The sequence below is a fragment of the Pseudomonas putida W15Oct28 genome (assembly GCF_000708715.2).
GTDB lineage: Bacteria > Pseudomonadota > Gammaproteobacteria > Pseudomonadales > Pseudomonadaceae > Aquipseudomonas > Aquipseudomonas putida_R.
Genome location: NZ_JENB01000002.1, coordinates 123,474 through 143,943, shown reverse-complemented (window position 1 = coordinate 143,943; position 20,470 = coordinate 123,474). Strand labels below are relative to the sequence as shown.

Sequence of the window (20,470 nt, the reverse complement as noted above, 5' to 3'; positions counted from 1 at the left end):
GCTCCCACAGATCACCCACAAGCTTTGAATCCTGTGGAGTACTTGTGGGAGCTGGCTTGCCGGCGATAGGGCCAGTGCAGCCAGAAACTGGCTGTCAGGAAAACTCGAACGGCGCCAGCTGAAACCCTTGCTCATCTACCTGCAAGGCCCAGCCCCGGCGGTCCCAGTCCCCCAGCACGATGCGCCGTGCCGGCTCCCCATCAACTACCAGCTTGTGAATCGCCGGCCGGTGGGTATGGCCATGCACCAGTGTGCGCACGCCATGCGCCGCCATCACCTTGGGTACTTCCTCAGGCGTGACGTCGACAATCTCGGTGGACTTCATCCGCGTTTGCGTGCGGCTTTCGCTGCGCAGCTTGCGCGCCAGCTTGTAGCGGGCTGACAGCGGCAGGTGCCGCAAGATCCACAAACTCAGCGGGTTGCGCAGCAAACGGCGCATCTTCATGTAACCCAGGTCGCGGGTGCACAAAGTGTCGCCATGCATCAGCAAAACCTGCTCACCGCCCAGTTCGATCACGCTGGGGTCGTTCAACAACGTGCAGCCCGCAGCGTCGCAGAAAGCCTGGCCAATCAGGAAGTCGCGGTTGCCATGCATCAGGAAGATGGCCGTGCCGCTGTCGCTCAGTCGGCGCATGGCCTGGCAGATCGACTGCTGGAAGGGGGTCATGGCATCGTCGCCGATCCAGGCTTCGAAAAAGTCGCCCAGGATATACAACGCCTTGGCGTGGCGGGCACGGCCGTCGAGCAGATCAAGAAACGCCCGGGAAATGTCCGGGCGCTCTTCTTGCAAATGCAGATCGGAGATCAGCAGTATCACTCAATGATCTCGGCTTTCTCGATGATCACGTCTTCTTTTGGCACGTCCTGGTGGCCGGACTTGGAACCGGTGGCGACTTTCTCGATGGCATCAACCACTTCACGGCCTTCGATCACTTCGCCGAATACCGCGTAGCCCCAGCCCTGTACGTTCTTGCCGCTGTGGTTGAGGAAGTCGTTGTCCGAGGCGTTGATGAAGAACTGCGCCGAAGCAGAGTGCGGCTCCATGGTGCGGGCCATGGCGATGCTGTACTTGGTGTTTTTCAGGCCGTTGTCAGCTTCGTTCTGGATGCTGGCACGCTTGTCACGCTTTTCATTCATGCCTGGCTCGAAACCGCCGCCCTGAATCATGAAGCCCTTGATCACACGGTGGAACACGGTGTTCGAGTAGTGGCCGGCTTCAACGTAGGCCAGGAAGTTGGCAACGGTCAGCGGGGCTTTTTCGGCGTTCAGTTGCAGAACGATGTCGCCGTGGTTGGTGCTCAGTTTGACTTTGGACATGCTGAAATTCGCTCTTTCAAGGCATTTTGGAATCGGGTGCGCAGATGCGCGTATTGTCACCTGACGCTGGATCGGGCGACCGCGACACACATGCGCGGCGGCCATTTTGCCAGGCTTGGGCAAAAAGCCGTGATAAATCACGCCAGTTTGTCCGGGCCCGACTGTCAGCAGCTTGACTGCTTCGGCTATGATAGGCCCTTTGATTCAATCGGCCTACCCAGGCCGGACACGTGCATTCAAGGATCCTATGAGCAAGCCCACTGCCGACAACGCGCCCAACGCCGCTGCCAAAGGCGCCCCCGCTGTCCCTGCGAACTTCCTGCGGCCGATCATCCAGGCCGACCTGGACTCGGGCAAGCACAGCAGCATCGTCACCCGCTTCCCGCCGGAGCCTAACGGCTACCTGCACATCGGCCACGCCAAGTCGATCTGCGTCAACTTCGGCCTGGCCAAGGAATTCGGGGGCGTCTGCCACCTGCGTTTCGATGACACCAACCCGGCCAAGGAAGACCAGGAGTACATCGACGCCATTCAAAGCGACGTCAAATGGCTGGGCTTCGACTGGGCCGGCGACGTGCGTTATGCGTCCAGCTACTTCGACCAGTTGCACGACTGGGCGGTAGAACTGATCAAGCGTGGCAAGGCCTACGTCTGCGACCTGACCCCTGATCAAGCGAAAGAATACCGTGGCAACCTCAAGGAGCCGGGCAAGAACAGCCCGTTCCGCGAGCGTAGCGTGGAAGAAAACCTCGAGCTGTTCGCCCGCATGAAGGCCGGCGAGTTCAAGGACGGTGAGTGCGTACTGCGGGCCAAGATCGACATGGCCTCGCCGAACATGAACCTGCGCGATCCGATCCTGTACCGCATCCGCCATGCCCACCATCACCAGACCGGTGACAAATGGTGCATCTACCCCAACTACGACTTTACCCACGGCCAGTCGGACGCTATCGAGGGCATCACCCACTCGATCTGCACCCTCGAGTTCGAAGGGCATCGTCCGCTGTACGAATGGTTCCTCGACAACCTGCCGGTGCCGGCACACCCGCGCCAGTACGAGTTCAGCCGCCTGAACCTGAACTACACCATCACGTCCAAGCGCAAGCTCAAGCAGCTGGTTGACGAAAAGCACGTCGACGCCTGGGACGACCCGCGTATGTCGACCCTGTCCGGCTTCCGTCGCCGCGGCTACACCCCGGCTTCGATCCGCAACTTCTGCGAAATGATCGGCACCAACCGCTCCGACGGCGTGGTCGACATGTCGATGCTCGAGTTCAGCATCCGTGACGACCTGGACCGCACTGCACCGCGCGCCATGTGCGTGCTGCGCCCGCTGAAAGTGGTCATCACCAACTATCCGGAAGGCCAGGTGGAGCAGCTTGAGCTGCCGCGCCACCCGAAGGAAGACATGGGCGTGCGTGTGCTGCCGTTTGCGCGCGAGCTGTACATCGACCGCGACGACTTCATGGAAGAGCCGCCGAAGGGCTACAAGCGCCTGGAACCAGCCGGTGAAGTGCGCCTGCGTGGCAGCTACGTGATTCGCGCCGACGAAGCCATCAAGGACGCTGACGGCAATATCGTCGAGCTGCGTTGCTCGTACGACCCTGACACCCTGGGCAAGAACCCTGAAGGCCGCAAGGTCAAAGGCGTGATCCACTGGGTGCCGGCCGAGGGCAGCGTCGAGTGCGAAGTGCGCCTGTACGACCGCCTGTTCCGTTCGCCGAACCCGGAAAAGACCGAGGACGGCGGCAGCTTCCTGGACAACATCAATCCGGACTCGCTGCAAGTGCTCAGCGGTTGCCGTGCCGAGCCGTCGCTGGCCCAGGCGCAACCCGAGGACCGCTTCCAGTTCGAGCGCGAAGGCTACTTCTGCGCCGACCTGAAAGACAGCCAGCCGGGCCGCCCGGTGTTCAACCGCACTGTCACCCTGCGTGACTCCTGGGGCAGCTGAGGAAACGCCGTGCTTACCATCTACAACACCCTGAGCAAAGCGAAGGAAACCTTCAAGCCGCTGGATGGCAACAAGGTGCGCATGTATGTGTGCGGCATGACCGTGTACGACTACTGCCACCTGGGCCATGGCCGCAGCATGGTGGCCTTCGACCTGGTCACCCGTTGGCTGCGCAAGAGCGGCTACGAGCTGACCTACGTGCGCAACATCACCGACATCGATGACAAGATCATCAACCGGGCCAACGAGAACGGCGAAAGCTTCGAAGCGTTGACCGCCCGCATGATCGATGCGATGCACGAAGACGAGCGCCGCCTGAACATCCTGCCGCCAGACCAGGAGCCGCGTGCCACCGACCATATCGCCGGCATGCACGCGATGATCCAGACCCTGATCGACAAGGGTTACGCCTACGCCCCGGGCAATGGCGACGTGTACTACCGCGTCGGCAAGTTCGTCGGCTACGGCAAGCTGTCGCGCAAGAAGATCGAAGACCTGCGCATCGGTGCACGCATCGAGGTCGACGAAGCCAAGCAGGACCCGCTGGACTTCGTGCTGTGGAAGGGCGTCAAGCCGGGCGAGCCGAGCTGGGAATCGCCATGGGGCCCGGGCCGTCCGGGCTGGCACATCGAGTGCTCGGTGATGTCCACCTGCTGCCTGGGTGAGAGCTTCGACATTCACGGCGGCGGCAGCGACCTGGAGTTCCCGCACCACGAGAACGAGATTGCCCAGAGCGAAGCGGCCACTGGCAAGCAGTACGCCAACGCCTGGATGCACTGCGGCATGATCCGGATCAACGGCGAGAAGATGTCGAAGTCGTTGAACAACTTCTTCACCATCCGCGACGTGCTCGAGAAGTACCACCCGGAAGTGGTGCGTTACCTGCTGGTGGCCAGCCACTACCGCAGCGCGATCAACTACTCCGAAGACAGCCTGCGCGACGCCAAGGGCGCGCTGGAGCGCTTCTACCACGCTCTGCGCGGCTTGCCACGGGTGGCGGCCAAGGGCGGCGAAGCGTTTGTCGAGCGTTTCAGCGTGGCGATGAACGACGACTTCGGCACCCCCGAAGCCTGCGCCGTACTGTTCGACCTGGTGCGCGAGATCAACCGCCTGCGCGAAAGCGACCCGCAGGCGGCTGCTGGCCTTGCTGGCCGCCTGCGCGAGTTGGGTGAGGTGCTGGGTGTGCTGCAACTGGAAGCCGATGACTTCCTGCGTGCGGGTGCCGAAGGCAAGGTCGATGCTGCCGAGGTGGAAGGCCTGATTCAGGCGCGTCTGCAGGCACGTACCGACAAGAACTGGGCCGAGTCGGACCGTATTCGCGACCAGCTGACCGCGATGGGCGTGGTGTTGGAAGACAGTAAGGGCGCCACTACCTGGCGCTTGGCTGACTGATCGATGTCGCGAAGGGGCTGCCATGCAGCCCTTTCGCTTCACGCTAGTGAACAGCAGCCACCGGTTTTCTGCCCAGTACCGCCCGCCCTGGCTTCATGCCGACCACCAGCGCCGATAAAATCAGGGCAATACACAGCCACTCCCACCCGCTAGGCACCTCGTCCACAATCAAGGCTGAGCTGGCGATGCCGAATACCGGAATCAGCAGCGACAGCGGCGCTACCCTGGACACCGGGTATTCGCGCAACAGGTAGTTCCATCCCCAATAGCAGAAGTGCGTCGCGGCATACACCTGGAATACCAGGCAAAAGACCACGACGGCATTCGCCTGCGTGGCCAGTGCCACGAACGCGGCAGTGCCATGCAGCCACCAGGTCAGCGACAGCAAAGGTATTGGCGCAAACAGGCTGGCCCATATGACGAAGGCAAAGATTTCCTTCACCTTTGACAGCTTGATGATGATGTTGCCGATGCTCCAGGCCAGCGCGCTGATCAAGACCAGCAGCAAACCTGTGGTCGTGGTTTTGCCGGGGCTCACTGCCAGAATGCCAACCAACCCTGTTGCCGCCAGCGCGATCCCGACCAATTGCGGGCCGGTCAGGGGCTCGCGAAACAGTAAACAGCCCCACGCCAGGGTAAAAAATGCACTGAACTGGATCAGTAGCGAGGCGCTGCCGGCTGGCACCCCCATGGCGATCCCGAGATTGATCAGTGCCCACATGGCTACGCCAAAGATCAGGCCATAGGCACCTAGCCAATGGACGGCGACCTTCGGGCGCTTCACAAAAAACACCCACGGCAATGCGCACAGTGCGAAGCGTAAGCCTGTGAGCAGGAGTGGGTCTATGTGGGCCAAACCCAGTTTCGTGAGCGGGAAGTTGAGGCCCCATAGGGCTGTAACCAGGACGGCAAGGATCGTGTGTTTTCTGTGCATGGTTGGGCAATCTTCTGATGTCGCGGCAGTGCGCCTTGACGCATCAGCAAATATGCCGGGCAGCGCTTTGGCCCGCTTTCAATTGAAGGTCAAATCTGATTAAAATCAGGCCATGACATACGCTGAAGATACGCTGTACACCGACACGCTGTGTGAAGTGGTGGTAACAAGGAAGGCTTTTGCCGACGGCGAATTTTTCCCCGAACACCATCACGATCGAGGGCAGTTTGCCTTTGCCGCCTGCGGCGTGATCACAGTGACAACCGAAGCAGGCAACTGGGCCGTGCCGCCATTGCGGGCCATCTGGGTGCCTGCGCGACTGGCCCATGCAATGCAGATGCGCGGCCCGGTGATCATGCTCAATGCCTACATTTGCCCGCAGGCTGCCGAGCGGGTCGGCCTGCCTCGGCATTGCCAGGTCTTCGCCGTTTCCCCGTTGGTGCAGCAGCTGCTAGAGAAGGCGATCGGAGTGCCTGCCCAGTACCCCTTACAGGGGCGTGATGCCTGCTTGATGGGCTTGCTGCTGCATGAGATTGGCGACATGCCGGCGCTTTCGCTGAATGCGCCGATCCCCGAGGAACCGCGCCTTGCCCAGGCCTGCAAGGCCTTTCTGGCGGCACCCTCGCTGCAAACAGGTATCGATGGAATGGCGCAGTGGGCCTGCATGAGTCGGCGCACGTTCACACGCCAGTTTCGCTTGTACACCGGGATCAGTTTTATCGAATGGCGCCAGCAGGCATGCTTGCTGGATGCCGTGGTTCGGCTTGGCAAGGGTGAGCCCGTCACGCGCGTCGCGATGGCGCTTGGCTACAGCAGCCCGAGCGCCTTTGCGACGGTGTTCAAGCGCTTGCTGGGCGAGGCGCCCAGCCGCTACTTTGCTACCCCTATCAATGGGCACTGCAGTACCAGCCTGGCGCCGCCCAGCTCGCTGGCGCCTATCTCCAGCCCAAACCCATGAAGGTCAACGATCGCGGCAACGATCGACAGACCCAGCCCGAAACCGGCGTGGCGGTGACCTTCCTCGCTGCGATAGAACCGCTTCAGTACTGCAGTACGCTCTTCCTCCGGAATGCCCGGCCCGCTGTCCTCGATGGCCAGATGCACGCCGGCCTCGTCCTGTGTCGCGCAAATCCGCACTTGCCCACCCTCGGGCGTGAACTTGATGGCGTTGCCCACCAGGTTGGCCAGTGCCTCGAACAGCAGTTCGCGGTCACCGTGCAGGGCTGGCAGCTGCGCGGGCTGGTGCAATTCCAGATGGATGCCGCCATCCTCGGCCAAAGGCAGGTAGAAGTCGTGCAGTTCGACCAGCAGTTCATGCGGGTCAAGCTGGACGAAACCGGCCCGGCGCTGGCGATCTTCCAGTTCGCTGATGCGTAGCAACCCGCGAAAACGCGCCATCAGGGTGTCGGTTTCGCCGATGGCCTGGTCCAGCGCCTCGGCTTGCGCAGAGTCCACGTCGCTCTGCTGGCGAATGCGGTACAGCTGGGCGCGCAGGCGTGTAAGCGGGGTACGCAGGTCATGGGCAATGTTGTCGCACACGCCCTTGACCTCATGCATCAGCCGCTCGATGCGGTCGAGCATGGCGTTGACGATGGCGGCCAGCATGTCCAGCTCGTCGCGCCGGGCCGACAACGGCAGGCGGTGGGTCAGGTCGCCGGCGACGATAAGCTCGGCCTGGGCCTGGATTGCGCGGATACGCTTCAGCGGCCGGCGGCGCAACAAATACCAGCCGGCAAAGCCTGGGATCAGCGTCAAGGAGATACCCCAGAGCAGGGCATCGAGAATGATCCGGGTAACCACGAACAGTGAGCCGTTATCGCGGAACAGTACCAGCCAGCGGCCATCTTGCACTTTGATCGCCACCGCATCGCAGCTGTCGCGGGGCAGGTGTGGGTCGTCGGCATCCAGGCAGCGTTTCAACTCATGGATCTTGCCGTCCAGCCTGAGCTCCGGGGGCAGGGTACGCACACTGCCGCCAATCGGGTTGAGCTGAGTGTCGAACAGGCCATAGGCGTCGAAGCTTCGCTCCTCGAAGGCCTGGCTGGCGATCAGGGCGTCGTCCAGCTGCTTGCCGCTCATGTGTGCAAACAGGTGCTGGCGCTGCAGCATCGAATGGCGGGTGAGCTTGTTCAGGTAGCTGGACACCTCGAAGTACAGCACGCCCATGAGGATGCTGCTCCAGGCCACGAACAGAAAGCTGTACAGCGCCAGCAGGCGGCTGGTGGAGGAGCTCCAGCCTTTAGACGGGTTCAGCAATGGCATAGCCGGAGCCCCGTACCGTACGGATCAGCGGCGACTGGCCGGGGGAGTCGATTTTCTTGCGCAGGCGGCCGATGTGCACGTCGATCAGGTTGGTGCCCGGGTCGAAGTGGTAGCCCCAGACTTCTTCGAAAATCATCATCCGCGTGATCACCTGGCCGCTGTGGCGCATCAGGTACTCCAGCAGTTTGTATTCGGTGGGCAGCAGGTTGAGCGTATTGTCACCGCGGCGCGCCTCGTGGCTGATCAGGTCCAGTTGCAGGTCGGCGACCTGCAGGCGTGTCTGGGTCATGGGCACGCTGTTGCGGCGCAGCAAAACCTCGACCCGTGCGGCCATTTCGTCGGAGGCAAACGGCTTGGTCAGGTAGTCGTCACCGCCGGCACGCAGGCCGCGTACCCGTTCATCGACGTCGGAGAGGGCGCTGATCATCAGGATCGGCGTGGCGATCTTGAGGCTGCGCAGGGTGGTGACGATGGTCAGGCCATCGACCTCGGGCAGCATGCGGTCCAGGGTGATCAGGTCGTAGCCACCGGCAATGGCCTTGGCCAGGCCTTCACGGCCATTATCGGCCCAATCCACCTCCAGGCCGTGGCTGGTAAGTTCGGCGACGATTTCCTGGCCGGTGACGGCGTCGTCTTCGATGGTCAGTACGCGAGGCATGCTGGTTCCTGGGCATCTAATAGAGATTTGATTGTGCCAAAGAATAGACAACCGGCGATTTAAGAAAAATTCATCTAGCAACCTGGTCGCTTTGACACGGTCCCCTGTGGGATCAACTGTCTTGCCAAAATTCAGAAGCTCACGCGGTCACTGTGGGAGCGGGCATGCCCGCGAAGCAGGCTGCGCAATGGATGGCACCAGCTGCGCCGGTGTTCGCGGGCATGCCCGCTCCCACAGAGTATCGTGCAGCCTTGGATTGATGGTTCAGCGTGCGCCGATACCTTCAGCATGCATGATCTGCGCAATGATCGGCACCGGGGTCATCAGGTGCGAGCGCATCATGGCGCTGGCGCGCTTGGCGTCACGGGCGAGAATCACCTCCACCAGCGCCGCATGCTCCTGGCGCTTGAGCTCCAAGGCCTGTTCGGAGAACACCGTCTGCGTCAGCCACAGGTGGCGGTAGCGCTCGGCCTGGTCGAACAGGTAGGTGCGCGCCTGTAGCAGGTGCTTGGAGCCGCAGCCCGTGGCAATGGCGGTATGAAACGCCTTGTGCCGCTCGTCCCACACATCCAGGCGCTGCTCGCGGGTTTTCACTTCCACCACCTTGGCCAGGGTATGCGAGTGGGCCAGCACTGACGCCTCCCAGGTGTCGTCACCGCGCTCGATGGCCAGGGCGATGATCATCGCCTCCAGGTTGGCGCGGGCATCGTAGATGTCGTTCATCTCGGCCAGCGACATAGGCGCCACCCGGTAGCCTTTCTGGCTGATCGCGTTGACCAGGTGCTCGGCCACCAGTTGCGACAGGGCTTCGCGCAGCGGGCCCACGCCCAGGTCGTAGCGTTCCTTCAAGGCGCTCATCAACAGTTTTTCACCGGGCTTGAACACGCCACGGATGATGTCCTTCTTGAGCCTCTCATACCCGCTGATAGCTGAGTTTTGTCGGGGGGCGAGCGCGTCCAAGATCCTGTTCCTCAAAACGTTTTGCCGATCATACCGAAACCGCCTGCTGACGAAAAACAATACAATTGTCGCCTAAATATAAAAATGTAGACATTCCTATTTAGTGGCGATATTTTTACCTCGCCCGCACTGATCCAGGTCACCACCGGACGGCGCTCTCCACTTTTTCTGCCAGGACACTGCCATGAACGCTTTTACGCAGATCGACGAACTTGTGATGCCACTGCCGCTCGAGCCGCGTGGTTACGCCATCGCCCCTTCGAAACAGTCGCCGCGCCTGCTTGAACTGACCTTCGCCCGTGAAACCGTCGAAGCGTTCGTCCAGGCTGTTGCCGAGTGGCCGGTGCAGGCGCTGGAGTACAAGTCGTTCCTGCGCTTCCGGCTGGGTGAAATCCTTGACGAGCTGTGCCAGGGCACCCTGCGCCCGGTGCTGCTCAACAGCATCCTCGATCGCGCCACCGGCGGCATGCTGATTACCCCGCTGGGCCTGGATGACGTGAGCCAGGCCGAAGACATGGTCAAGTTCACGACCGCCTGCGCCCACCTGATCGGCCGCTCCAACTACGACGCCATGAGCGGCCAGTTCTATGCGCGCTTCGTGGTGGTCAACTCCGACAACTCCGACAGCTACCTGCGTCAGCCCCACCGGGTGATGGAGCTGCACAACGACGGCACTTTCGTGAACCAGATCACCGATTACGTGCTGATGCTGAAGATCGACGAAAAGAACATGGAAGGCGGCAACTCGCTGCTGCTGCACCTTGACGACTGGGAGCAGTGCGAGGAATTCTTCCGCCACCCGATGGCCCGCCGCGAAATGCGCTGGACCGCACCGCCAAGCAAGAAGGTCGCCGAAGATGTGTTCCACTCCGTTTTCGACACCGATGGCGAAGGCCGCCCGACCATGCGCTACATTGACCAGTTCGTGCAGCCGGAAAACTACGAGGAAGGCATCTGGCTGAACGCCTTGTCCGATTCGCTGGAAGGCAGCGAGAAGAAGGTGTCGGTACCGGTGGGTGTGGGTAGCTTCCTGCTGATCAACAACCTGTTCTGGCTGCATGGTCGCGACCGCTTCACCCCGCACGAGGGCCTGCGCCGTGAACTGATGCGCCAGCGTGGTTACGTCGCTTTCCCCAAACCGCTGTACCAGCGCGGGCAATAATGACAGGGCGCAGGGCGGGCGCCCGCCCATGCGTCGTTGCACAACATGATGCCACCAGGGCCCGAGCGGGCCTTGGTGAGCGAGCCAGGCAATGCCTGCGTGTGAGGTAAGGCTGTGTACGATTTCATCATTATTGGCGGTGGCATTGTGGGCATGTCCACGGCCATGCACCTGATCAAGGTCTACCCGGACGCGAAGATTCTCCTGCTGGAGAAGGAATCCGGCCCGGCCCGCCACCAGACCGGTCACAACAGCGGCGTGATCCACGCTGGCGTGTACTACACCCCCGGCAGCCTCAAGGCGCGCTTCTGCCTGGAAGGCAACAAGGCCACCAAGGCCTTCTGCACCCAGCACGGCATCCCCTTCGATGAGTGCGGCAAGCTGCTGGTGGCCACCAACGAGCTGGAAATGCAGCGCATGAAGGCCCTGTGGGAGCGTACCGCGGCCAACGGCCTGGAGCGCCACTGGCTGTCGGCCGACGAACTGCGCGAACGCGAGCCCAATATCGTGGGGATGGGTGGCATCTTCGTGCCGTCCAGCGGCATCGTCAATTACGCCCAGGTGACCGCTGCGATGGGCGCTGAGTTCCAGCGTGCCGGCGGCGAAATCCGCTATGGGGCAGAGGTGGTCGGCCTGCAGGAGCAAGCCAGCGAAGTGATCGTGCGCACTCAGCGCGACGAGTTCCGTAGCCGTTTCCTGGTGACCTGCTCGGGCCTGATGGCCGACCGCGTGGTCAGCATGCTGGGCCTGCGCACCGAGTTTGTCATCTGCCCGTTCCGGGGCGAGTACTACTTGCTGCCCAAGCAGCACAACCAGATCGTCAACCACCTGATCTACCCGATTCCCGACCCGTCGATGCCGTTTTTGGGCGTGCACCTGACCCGCATGATCGACGGCACCGTCACGGTTGGCCCCAACGCCGTACTGGCGATGAAGCGCGAGGGCTACCGCAAGACCGACGTCAGCCCCGGCGACCTGTTCCAGACCCTGACCACGCCCGGCATTCTCAAGGTGCTGGCGAAGAACTTCCGCCCGGGCCTGATCGAGATGAAAAACTCGCTGTTCAAGGGCGGCTATCTCAAGCAGGTGCAGAAGTACTGCCCGAGCATCACCAAGGCGGACCTCACGCCTTACCCGGCCGGCGTGCGCGCCCAGGCGGTGTCGCGCGACGGCAAGCTGATCGACGACTTCCTGTTCGTCAACACCGCGCGCAGCGTCAACGTGTGCAACGCACCGTCGCCGGCCGCCACTTCGGCCATCCCGATTGGCGCCTACATCGTCGAGAAGGTGTGTGAGCAGGTCACCCTCGCAGGTGGCAAAGTCCCCAAGGCGAGGCTGCCGATCAACAGCGTAGAGCAGGGCGTCTGATCAGCCTGGGCTGAAGACAGACGAGCAAGTCGCCCCCGGCTGTGAGAGGATGTCGACCATCACAGCCAGGACCCCGAACACAGCCTGATGAAGACACCTAAAAGAATCGAACCCCTTATCGAAGACGGCCTGGTCGACGAAGTACTGCGGCCGTTGATGAGTGGCAAGGAGGCCGCCGTGTACGTGGTGCGCTGCGGTAGCCAGGTGCGCTGCGCCAAGGTCTATAAAGAAGCCAACAAGCGCAGTTTCCGCCAGGCCGCCGAATACCAGGAAGGCCGTAAGGTGCGCAACAGCCGCCAGGCCCGGGCCATGGCCAAGGGCAGCAAGTTCGGCCGTAAAGAAGCCGAAGATGCCTGGCAGAACGCCGAGGTTGCGGCATTGTTCCGCCTGGCCAGTGCAGGAGTGAGGGTGCCCAAGCCCTACGACTTCCAGGACGGCGTGCTGTTGATGGAACTGGTGACGGATGCCGATGGCGACGCTGCCCCACGCCTGAACGACGTGCACCTGGAAGCCGAGGATGCCCGCACGTTCCACGCCTTTGTCATTCGCCAGATCGTACTGATGCTATGTGCGGGGCTGGTGCATGGCGACCTGTCCGAGTTCAACGTGCTGCTCGGCCCGGATGGGCCGGTGATCATCGACTTGCCGCAGGCAGTGGATGCAGCGGCCAACAACCACGCCTTCAGCATGCTGCAGCGCGATGTGGACAACATGGCCCATTATTTCGGGCGCTTTGCCCCGGAGCTGAAAAGCACCCGGTATGCGCAGGAGATGTGGGCGCTGTTCGAGGCCGGTGACTTGCTGCCCGACAGCCCGTTGACCGGAGTGTTCGCGGATGACGAACATGAAGCTGACGTGTCCGGGGTGATGCGCGAGATCGACGCAGCCCGGATCGATGACGCCCGCCGTCGTGCAGCGCGTGACGAGGCCGAGCATGGGCCGGCGAAGGCAGAAGAGCCCACGCCGCCCTGGTTGCAGTGAGGCGTTGCAGGCGCTTTAGCCTGTGCCGGCTCCTTCGCGGGCTTGCCCGCTCCCACACAGATCGCGCAGCTCTCAAGGCAGGCGCGATACCTGTGGGAGCGGGCAAGCCCGCGAAGGGGCCAGCACAGGCAAAACCTGGCCATTGCCATTGACGCAAGACACAATCTCGTCATTTAGCCTTTTCACTGGCGCGCGACAGGCATAAGGTATACGCCGTTCAAAATGCCCTGGAGCTGTCATGTCCAACCAATTCCCGTCCGTTCGTCCACGCCGCCTGCGCCAGAACGAGTCCCTGCGCACGATCTTCCAGGAAACCGAATTCCGCCTGGAAGACCTGATCCTGCCGATCTTCGTCGAAGAGGGCATCGATGACTTCGTGCCGATCTCCAGCATGCCTGGGGTCAACCGCATCCCCGAGAAGCTGCTGGCCCAGGAAATCGAGCGTTATGCCCGTGCCGGTATCAAGTCGGTGATGACCTTTGGCGTATCGCACAACCTTGACGCCACCGGCAGCGACACCTGGAACGAAAACGGCCTGGTCGCGCGCATGTCGCGCATCTGCAAGGACACCGTGCCGGAAATGGTGGTGATGTCCGATACCTGCTTCTGCGAATACACCAGCCACGGCCACTGCGGCGTGCTGCATGACCATGGCGTGGACAACGACGCCACCCTGGCCAACCTGGGCAAGCAGGCTGTCATTGCCGCCGCTGCCGGTGCCGACTTCATCGCCCCGTCGGCGGCAATGGACGGCCAGGTACAGGCCATCCGTAGCGCGCTGGATGGTGCCGGTTTCCACGACACCGCGATCATGGCCTACTCCACCAAGTTCGCCTCGTCGCTGTATGGCCCGTTCCGTGAAGCCGGCGGCACCACGCTGAAAGGCGACCGCAAGAGCTACCAGATGAACCCGATGAACCGTCGCGAAGCCGTGCGCGAGTCGCTGCTGGACGAGCAGGAGGGGGCGGATGTGCTGATGGTCAAGCCGGCCGGCGCCTACCTTGACGTGATTGCCGACATCCGCGCCGCCTCGCGCCTGCCGTTGGCGGCGTACCAGGTGAGTGGCGAGTACGCGATGATCAAGTTCGGCGGCCTGGCCGGCGCAATCGATGAAGGCCGGGTGGTGCGTGAAAGCATTGGCGCAATCAAGCGCGCCGGTGCCGACCTGATCCTGACCTACTTCGCCATGGACCTGGCCCGCGAAGGTATCTGAGCCAAAGCCATCGGGTACATGAAAGCCGCTGCAATTGCAGCGGCTTTTTTTGTCCATCGCGAGAGCGCGGATTTCGGCTGGCCAGCCCGCCAGCAGCCTTGCCCACGCACAAAAAATCATTAAGCGCTGAATTATTTAGTGTCCCGTTGTATCTGAACCCTTAGAGCATTCATCGACAGGGACAACGGCATGAAACCTCGCAAGAAACGCGTCCAGCCAATCGGCCTGAAGGACATCACCATCGTCGACGACGCCAAGATGAAAAAGGCGATCACTGCCGCCGCGCTGGGCAATGCCATGGAGTGGTTCGACTTTGGCGTATACGGCTTTGTGGCTTATGCATTGGGCAAGGTGTTTTTCCCCAACGCCGACCCCAGCGTGCAGATGATCGCGGCGCTGGCCACTTTCTCGGTGCCGTTCCTGATTCGCCCACTGGGCGGGCTGTTTTTTGGCGCCTTGGGCGACAAGTTCGGGCGGCAAAAAATCCTCGCGGCGACCATCGTCATCATGTCGCTCAGCACCTTCGCCATCGGCCTGATTCCATCCTATGCCAGCATTGGCATCTGGGCACCGATCCTGTTGTTGCTGGCCAAGATGGCCCAGGGCTTTTCGGTGGGCGGCGAATACACCGGCGCCTCGATCTTCGTCGCCGAATACGCCCCCGACCGCAAACGCGGTTTTCTCGGTAGCTGGCTGGACTTCGGCTCGATTGCCGGCTTTGTGCTAGGCGCGGGGGTGGTGGTGCTGATTTCCACCATTCTGGGTGAAGAAAAGTTCCTTGAGTGGGGTTGGCGCCTGCCGTTCTTCCTGGCCCTGCCGCTGGGCATCATCGGCCTCTACCTGCGCCATGCGCTGGAAGAAACACCCGCGTTCCAGCAGCATGTCGACAAGCTGGAACAGGGCGACCGCGAGGGCCTGGCCTCCGGGCCCAAGGTGTCGTTCAAGGAAGTGGCCACCCAGCACTGGCGCAGCCTGGTGACTTGCGTTGGCGTAGTGATCGCCACTAACGTCACTTACTACATGCTGCTCACCTACATGCCCAGCTACCTTTCGCACAACCTGCATTACAGCGAAGACCATGGCGTGCTGATCATCATTGCGATCATGGTCGGCATGCTGTTCGTGCAGCCGGTGATCGGCCTGCTCAGCGACAAGTTTGGCCGCCGGCCGTTCATCATCGTCGGCAGTGTCGGCCTGTTCGCCCTGGCCATTCCGGCGTTCATGCTGATCACCAGCGGCGTACTGGGGCTGATTTTCGCAGGGCTGCTGATCATTGCCGTGCTGCTGAACTTCTTTATCGGTGTGATGGCCTCGACGCTGCCCGCGATGTTCCCTACGCACATCCGCTACAGCGCTTTGGCGGCCGCTTTCAACATTTCGGTGCTGATCGCCGGGCTTACCCCGACCCTCACTGCCTGGCTGGTCGAAACCACCGGCGACCTGTACATGCCGGCCTACTACCTGATGGTGATCGCCGCTGTTGGCCTGCTGACCGGGTTGACCATGAAGGAAACCGCCAACAAGCCGCTGCGCGGTGCGGCACCGGCGGCATCGGACATCGAGGAAGCGCGTGAGCTGTTGCAGGAGCACCACGACAACATCGAGCAGAAGATCGAGGACATCGATGCGCAGATCGCCGAGCTGGAAGCCAAGCGCGAGACACTGGCACAGCAGCACCCGCGCATCGATTGATCAGCGCGGCATGTAGCCACGCTGCCAGCCGCGCGGGATGAACCACGACACCAGGGCCAGCACACAGGCCAGCGCGCAGCTGCCAGCCAGTGCCTGCAGGCCCAGGTGCTGTTGCAGCCAGGCGCCCAACGCGGCCCCCAGCAGCATGCCGGCCCAGGGCACCAGCTGCACCCGCCAGCCGTTGCGCCGCTCGCCCATCAGCCAACGCCCCAGGCCACGGCCAAAGCGGGACAGGGCGCCGGTGACGTAAGTAAGGCCGATGGGCAGGCCGTTCACCTGTTCAACCACGGCATTGATCATGCCCATGGCCAGCGTGGCGGCTAACAATGCCGGGAAGGTGGCCGCCAACGGCCACGCTGCCGCGAACGCCAGCAGTACGGCGACCATCAGCAGCACGGGCCAGGCCTGGCGGCGCAAGCCACGCGCCAGCAGCACGCCCAGCGCATTGCCAGCGACGAAGCCCAGTATCGCGCCACTCAGGCGCAGCACCAGGGCAAGGTCTGCTTCACTGATGGCCACGGCCAGGCGTGTAGTGTTGCCACTCATGAACGACACGAAGTCGCCCAGCGCCAGCAGGCCGATGGCATCGGTCATGCCGGCCAGCACCGACAAGCCAGCGACCAGGCCAAGGCCGACACGCCCACGTAAAACTCGCAGGCGTAGACGCCTGGCCGTGCGCGCGGGGAGGGCGTTCGGCAGCATCGGCAGGCCTCAGGGCAGCAGTTTTTCGCGGGCCAGGGTGCCTTTGATGGTGCGCTCCACCACATCGACCAGCACCATGGTCTGGTGATCGACCTCGATATTCAGCCGTTCGCCGGCCTTGTAGTTGGCAAAAGTGGTCTGGCGCAGGGTTTCCGGGATCAGGTTGATGGTGATGACGTTGTCGTCGACATCGGCGACGGTCAGGCTGCAGCCATTGACCCCGATGAAACCGCGTGGGAACACGTACTTGCCCCATTCCGGCGGCATGCGGAACTTGATGAAGGCGCCGGTTTCCTTGATCGACAGTTCGACGATTTCGGCGGTGGTGGCGATGTGGCCGGCCATCAGGTGGCCACCGACTTCGGCGTTCATTTTCGCCGAACGCTCGATGTTGACCCCCTGGCCCGCCTTGAAGGCGCATAGGTTGGTGCGTTCGAGGGTGGCGGTCATGGCGTCGAACTTGACCTGGGTGCCGGCGATTTCGGTAACCGACAGGCAGGTGCCTTCGACACTGACGCTGGCGCCGATCTTCAGTTCGTCGAGCAGTTCCGGGGTGAGGTCGATAGTGAACTGGTTGTGGCCCGGGTAGGTGGTCACATCAAGCAGAGGGCGAACGGCCTGGACGATGCCGGTGTACATGGAGTTGCTCCTGGGCACGGAAAAGAAAACACCCGAACGCTATGCTTCTGAAGCCTCAAAAGCAAGGTGACAGTACCGGCCTCTTCGCGGCTAAAGCCGCTCCCACAGGTAATGCACAGTATTTGAAACCTGTGCAGTCCCTGTGGGAGCGGCTTTAGCCGCGAAGAGGCCGGTACAGGCAGCCAGGATTTAAAACTTCAACTGCCACTGCCCAACCACCGCATGGTTACGGCTGTTGCTACCCAGTTCCCCGCTGTACCCCAGGCCAATGCTCTGCCGCGCACTCAGCCCCAGATCCAGCCCGGCTTCGACCAGCAAGCTGTCCCGATCGATTGCGCTGCCCTCGACACTGAACGCATCACCGCCACCGATAAACGCCTGCCGCGTACGGGTATCGATGCTGCCGTAGGTGTGCCGCCAGCCCAGTGTTGCCCGGGGCGTCAGGCTCATACCGTTGTCCAGTTGCCCCAGGTGCGCCAGGCGCACGCCGAAGGTGCTGCTGAAGTTGTCCTGGGTATCGGCATCCACCGCCAGCGCCGCGTCGCCACCTTGTTCGCGGTAGCTGTCACGGTGATAGCGCTGGTAGCCGAGGTTGGCGAACGGTTCGGCGCTCAGGCGGCCGCGGCCCATGGCGTAGCCCAGTTCGACGAAGGCCTGCTGGCTGTCTGCATCGTAGTCACCCTTGAGGCGTTCGTTGAAGCCGGCGAAAGCCACCTCGCGCTTGCTGTCGCCATCATGGCCGCTGTAGGCCGCGCCCAGGCGCAGGGCCAGCGGGCCGCTCTGGTGCTGGGCATATACCCCGGCGTGCCAGCTGCGCACGGTGCCATCCAGGCCGCTGCTGTCCAGGCGCGTGCGCGAGTAGCCACCCAGCACGCCCAGGCGCCATTCACCGCCCACTGCCCAGTCAACGCCCAGCACGCCACCACCGGTGCGCTGCTCCAGCGCGCTGGCACCGTGGCTGCCCTCGACCTTGCCGTAGCTGCCCAGCGCCTGTGCCCAGACACGCCCCTGGGCGTTCGGGTCGTTGAGGTTGCGCGCTTCACGCGGCACGCCCGTGGCGGCCAGGGCAGGGCCGTCGCTGTCGTTCAGGCCCACTTGCAGGCTGCCTGCGCTGGTCATCGCCTGCATGGCACCGAGCATGGTGCTGCCGACCTGCGACGTGCCAGCCAGGGTGGCAGCCGCCAGGTTGGCGGTGTTGCTGGCCGACAGTTGCTCGATGGCATTGCCGGCGCCAGTCGTGGTGGTGCCGAGCACGGCGTTGTAAAGGTTGCTGTTCTGCCCCAGGCCGGCCAGGCTGCGCGCGGCACCCGCGGCGTTACCTGATTGTGCGTATTGCTCGAAGGCAACATCGTTGCGGTCGTAGGCCAGGCCCACCGAGTTGCGGGTGTAACTCAGGGTGGGGGTGAGGAAGGCATAGTCGCTGGTTACCTGGGCGAATGTGCCGTTGACTGCACCGGCCGTCAGCACGGTGTACTGGCTCTGCCACGGATACTCGCCGGGGGTAGGCTGCACGCGCAGGGTGGCGTTATTGAGGTTGGCCGTGCCATTGACGTTGATCGGTGCGCTGCTGCCATCGGCGTTCACGCCATACACCAGGCTTGAACCCTGGCTGAAGCTCAGGTCGCCAGCGACCGTAGCCACACCCAGGCCAGTGTTGGTCAGCAGGGTGCCTCCTACTTGCAGCCCGCCGACCGAGCCGCCACCGGCATAGGTGGCGCCTTGCTCGATCAGCATCTGGCCGAGAATGCTGCCCTGGTTGATCAACGTGGCACCCGAAGTCACCACGCCGCCCAGGCTGAAGTCGTCGATGCTGCTCAGGGTCCAGCTGCCGCCGCTGACCTTGAGGGTTTCAAAGTGGGTGCTGTTGCCGAAGCTGCCGGTGCCGTCCAGGGTGACGTTATCAGCGCCGTCACCGCCATCGACCAGGCCGTTGAATACGCCGCCGGTCAATACCGTCAGGTTGTCATTGCCGGCGCCCATGCTCAGTGCCTGGCCGTTGCCGCCACTGATGGTGCCACTGTTGACTAGCGTGTCGTCGTAGTCGCCGATCAGCTTGATGCCAAAGCCACCGTCGCCTTCGATGCGCCCGGCATTGCTGATGGTGGTGGCGGCCACTCCGGGTCCTTCTGCGCCGTCATCCACCAGAATGCCGTTGTCGACGCTGCGAATTACCCCGGTGGCAGTGTTGACGATGCTGCCGCCGCCCATGGCAATGCCTTCGCTGCCGTTCGGTCGGCCGCCACTGTCGACGCCCTTGGCGCCCAGGCCCTGGATGGTGCCGGCGTTGTACACATGGCCGATGTTGTCGATATCGACGCCGTCGCCATCGCCATTGATCTTGCCGTCGGCGATAGCACCGGTGATGGTGCCCCAGTTGTACACCGTGCCGCTGCCATCGGAACCGAAGCCCGAACCGTTGCGCCCGGTAACGCTGGCGCCTTCGTAGTTGTAGAGCGTGGCATCGGTCTTCAGGTCGACGCCATGGCGGTCGGCGCTGATGGTGCCGTGGTTGTACACGGTGACGCCGGTGGAGGTGCCGATCTTGATGCCGTCGTACTTCTGGTCCAGGCCGTTCTTGTCCTGCGGCGCGGTGTCGGTATGGATCAGCCCGTAGTTGGTGACCGTGGCGTTGGAGCCGGTCTTGATCGCGTCGTTGCCAACGGCATGGATCACCCCCGTGGCCTGGTTGACCAAGGTGGTAGTGAAGGCCGGGTTGTTCAGGGTTTCCAGGTCGATGGCCTGGCCTTCGACCGTGGACTCGATGGTGCCGGCGTTGACGATATTCAGGCTGCCGCCCGCCGTGGGGTTGGTCTGGAAGCGCAAGCCGTCGTTGGTGCCCTGAATCAGCGCCCCGGCCTGGTTGGTGATTACGTAGTGGCTGGGGTCTTCGCCACCGTCCTTGGTGTCGATGCCGCGGCCGTCGGTGGAGCGGATGATGCCGGCGTTATCGACGCTCACGGAAGCGCCGCTGGTGTGCTTGGGCAGAATCACGCCGTCGTCGTCACTGGCCACGATGCTACCGGTCGATGTCACCTTCAAGGTGTCGGATTTCTTCAGCTCCAGGGTATCGGTGCTGGCATTGTTGATCAGGTAATCCTTGGCGAAGGCAGCGGGGGCGAAGGCGGCGCCGGCCAGGGCGATGCACAGGGCCAGGCGGTTGGGCGTGAAAGGCATTGGGCGACCACGGGTTATTGTCCAGGGGCGCCCAATATGGCCATTCGATATTACGATTTGATTGA

At 62.6% G+C, this 20,470-nt stretch carries 17 protein-coding genes; 8 read left to right on the top strand and 9 right to left on the bottom strand.

Translation table 11 applies throughout. The annotated features are described in order from the left end of the window. Positions 1–94 precede the first annotated feature (94 nt). Positions 95–817, bottom strand: a complete 723-nt coding sequence (locus AK81_RS01885; protein WP_043196355.1) for a UDP-2,3-diacylglucosamine diphosphatase — start codon at positions 815–817, stop codon at positions 95–97. Continuing rightward, positions 814–1,317, bottom strand: a complete 504-nt coding sequence (locus tag AK81_RS01880) for a peptidylprolyl isomerase (protein ID WP_043196352.1) — start codon at positions 1,315–1,317, stop codon at positions 814–816. Before AK81_RS01880 ends, AK81_RS01885 begins: the two co-directional genes overlap by 4 nt. A gap of 247 nt (positions 1,318–1,564) precedes the next feature. On the opposite strand from AK81_RS01880, the gene AK81_RS01875 reads away from it, so the two are divergent. Further along, entirely contained in the window at positions 1,565–3,268 is a 1,704-nt protein-coding gene (locus AK81_RS01875; RefSeq protein ID WP_043196351.1) for a glutamine--tRNA ligase/YqeY domain fusion protein, read from the top strand. Between the two features lie 9 nt (positions 3,269–3,277). Continuing rightward, entirely contained in the window at positions 3,278–4,660 is a 1,383-nt protein-coding gene (gene cysS / locus AK81_RS01870; protein ID WP_043196350.1) for a cysteine--tRNA ligase, read from the top strand. Between the two features lie 43 nt (positions 4,661–4,703). On the opposite strand, the gene AK81_RS01865 is transcribed toward cysS, so the two are convergent. Further along, positions 4,704–5,594 carry an EamA family transporter gene (locus AK81_RS01865; protein ID WP_043196349.1) on the bottom strand — a complete coding sequence of 297 codons (891 nt, stop codon included), beginning with the start codon at positions 5,592–5,594 and terminating at the stop codon, positions 4,704–4,706. A 112-nt stretch (positions 5,595–5,706) separates the two neighbouring features. Here AK81_RS01865 and AK81_RS01860 point away from each other — a divergent pair, with 112 nt between their 5' ends. Then, a complete protein-coding gene (locus AK81_RS01860) occupies positions 5,707–6,552 on the top strand; it encodes an AraC family transcriptional regulator (protein WP_043196346.1) in 846 nt (281 codons plus the stop codon). On the opposite strand, the gene AK81_RS01855 is transcribed toward AK81_RS01860, so the two are convergent. From AK81_RS01855 to csiR, 3 genes are all read right to left on the bottom strand, one after another. After that, complete coding sequence (locus AK81_RS01855) at positions 6,465–7,856, bottom strand: sensor histidine kinase (protein ID WP_043196345.1); 1,392 nt, start codon at positions 7,854–7,856, stop codon at positions 6,465–6,467. The two genes, AK81_RS01860 and AK81_RS01855, sit on opposite strands and share 88 nt — an antisense overlap. Further along, entirely contained in the window at positions 7,834–8,514 is a 681-nt protein-coding gene (locus AK81_RS01850) for a response regulator transcription factor (RefSeq protein ID WP_012272507.1), read from the bottom strand. Before AK81_RS01850 ends, AK81_RS01855 begins: the two co-directional genes overlap by 23 nt. 264 nt (positions 8,515–8,778) lie before the next feature. Beyond that, positions 8,779–9,474 (bottom strand): DNA-binding transcriptional regulator CsiR, encoded by a 696-nt coding sequence (gene csiR / locus AK81_RS01845; RefSeq protein ID WP_043196344.1) that lies wholly within the window; start codon positions 9,472–9,474, stop codon positions 8,779–8,781. 184 nt (positions 9,475–9,658) lie between these two features. Here csiR and glaH point away from each other — a divergent pair, with 184 nt between their 5' ends. The 5 genes from glaH (at position 9,659) to proP (ending at position 15,890) form a co-directional block, all read left to right on the top strand. Next, positions 9,659–10,636 (top strand): glutarate dioxygenase GlaH, encoded by a 978-nt coding sequence (gene glaH / locus AK81_RS01840; protein WP_050491826.1) that lies wholly within the window; start codon positions 9,659–9,661, stop codon positions 10,634–10,636. A gap of 114 nt (positions 10,637–10,750) precedes the next feature. Continuing rightward, the gene (lhgO, locus tag AK81_RS01835; protein WP_043196342.1) at positions 10,751–12,004 is read left to right on the top strand and encodes an L-2-hydroxyglutarate oxidase; all 1,254 of its coding nucleotides are present in this window, start codon (positions 10,751–10,753) and stop codon (positions 12,002–12,004) included. 87 nt (positions 12,005–12,091) lie between these two features. Next, the gene (locus AK81_RS01830; RefSeq protein ID WP_043196339.1) at positions 12,092–12,985 is read left to right on the top strand and encodes a PA4780 family RIO1-like protein kinase; all 894 of its coding nucleotides are present in this window, start codon (positions 12,092–12,094) and stop codon (positions 12,983–12,985) included. A 238-nt stretch (positions 12,986–13,223) separates the two neighbouring features. Then, entirely contained in the window at positions 13,224–14,198 is a 975-nt protein-coding gene (gene hemB, locus AK81_RS01825; protein WP_028613032.1) for a porphobilinogen synthase, read from the top strand. 189 nt (positions 14,199–14,387) lie between these two features. Beyond that, positions 14,388–15,890 carry a glycine betaine/L-proline transporter ProP gene (proP, locus tag AK81_RS01820; RefSeq protein WP_043196338.1) on the top strand — a complete coding sequence of 501 codons (1,503 nt, stop codon included), beginning with the start codon at positions 14,388–14,390 and terminating at the stop codon, positions 15,888–15,890. On the opposite strand, the gene AK81_RS01815 is transcribed toward proP, so the two are convergent. From AK81_RS01815 to AK81_RS01805, 3 genes are all read right to left on the bottom strand, one after another. Next, positions 15,891–16,592, bottom strand: a complete 702-nt coding sequence (locus tag AK81_RS01815) for a YoaK family protein (protein WP_043196337.1) — start codon at positions 16,590–16,592, stop codon at positions 15,891–15,893. A 9-nt stretch (positions 16,593–16,601) separates the two neighbouring features. Further along, positions 16,602–17,231: a riboflavin synthase gene (locus tag AK81_RS01810; RefSeq protein ID WP_043196336.1), complete on the bottom strand. Its 630-nt coding sequence runs from the start codon at positions 17,229–17,231 to the stop codon at positions 16,602–16,604. Positions 17,232–17,420: 189 nt separating this feature from the next. After that, the gene (locus AK81_RS01805) at positions 17,421–20,405 is read right to left on the bottom strand and encodes an autotransporter outer membrane beta-barrel domain-containing protein (RefSeq protein WP_043196335.1); all 2,985 of its coding nucleotides are present in this window, start codon (positions 20,403–20,405) and stop codon (positions 17,421–17,423) included. Positions 20,406–20,470 lie beyond the last annotated feature (65 nt).

Excerpts from the sequence above, each read along its gene's own strand:
- AK81_RS01880 (WP_043196352.1), bottom strand. The coding sequence starts at position 1,317 with ATGTCCAAAGTCAAACTGAGCACCAACCACGGCGACATCGTTCTGCAA.
- AK81_RS01875 (WP_043196351.1), top strand. The coding sequence starts at position 1,565 with ATGAGCAAGCCCACTGCCGACAACGCGCCCAACGCCGCTGCCAAAGGC.
- AK81_RS01865 (WP_043196349.1), bottom strand. The coding sequence starts at position 5,594 with ATGCACAGAAAACACACGATCCTTGCCGTCCTGGTTACAGCCCTATGG.
- AK81_RS01860 (WP_043196346.1), top strand. The coding sequence starts at position 5,707 with ATGACATACGCTGAAGATACGCTGTACACCGACACGCTGTGTGAAGTG.
- AK81_RS01855 (WP_043196345.1), bottom strand. The coding sequence starts at position 7,856 with ATGCCATTGCTGAACCCGTCTAAAGGCTGGAGCTCCTCCACCAGCCGC.
- AK81_RS01850 (WP_012272507.1), bottom strand. The coding sequence starts at position 8,514 with ATGCCTCGCGTACTGACCATCGAAGACGACGCCGTCACCGGCCAGGAA.
- glaH (WP_050491826.1), top strand. The coding sequence starts at position 9,659 with ATGAACGCTTTTACGCAGATCGACGAACTTGTGATGCCACTGCCGCTC.
- AK81_RS01830 (WP_043196339.1), top strand. The coding sequence starts at position 12,092 with ATGAAGACACCTAAAAGAATCGAACCCCTTATCGAAGACGGCCTGGTC.
- hemB (WP_028613032.1), top strand. The coding sequence starts at position 13,224 with ATGTCCAACCAATTCCCGTCCGTTCGTCCACGCCGCCTGCGCCAGAAC.
- proP (WP_043196338.1), top strand. The coding sequence starts at position 14,388 with ATGAAACCTCGCAAGAAACGCGTCCAGCCAATCGGCCTGAAGGACATC.
- AK81_RS01815 (WP_043196337.1), bottom strand. The coding sequence starts at position 16,592 with ATGCTGCCGAACGCCCTCCCCGCGCGCACGGCCAGGCGTCTACGCCTG.
- AK81_RS01810 (WP_043196336.1), bottom strand. The coding sequence starts at position 17,231 with ATGTACACCGGCATCGTCCAGGCCGTTCGCCCTCTGCTTGATGTGACC.
- AK81_RS01805 (WP_043196335.1), bottom strand. The coding sequence starts at position 20,405 with ATGCCTTTCACGCCCAACCGCCTGGCCCTGTGCATCGCCCTGGCCGGC.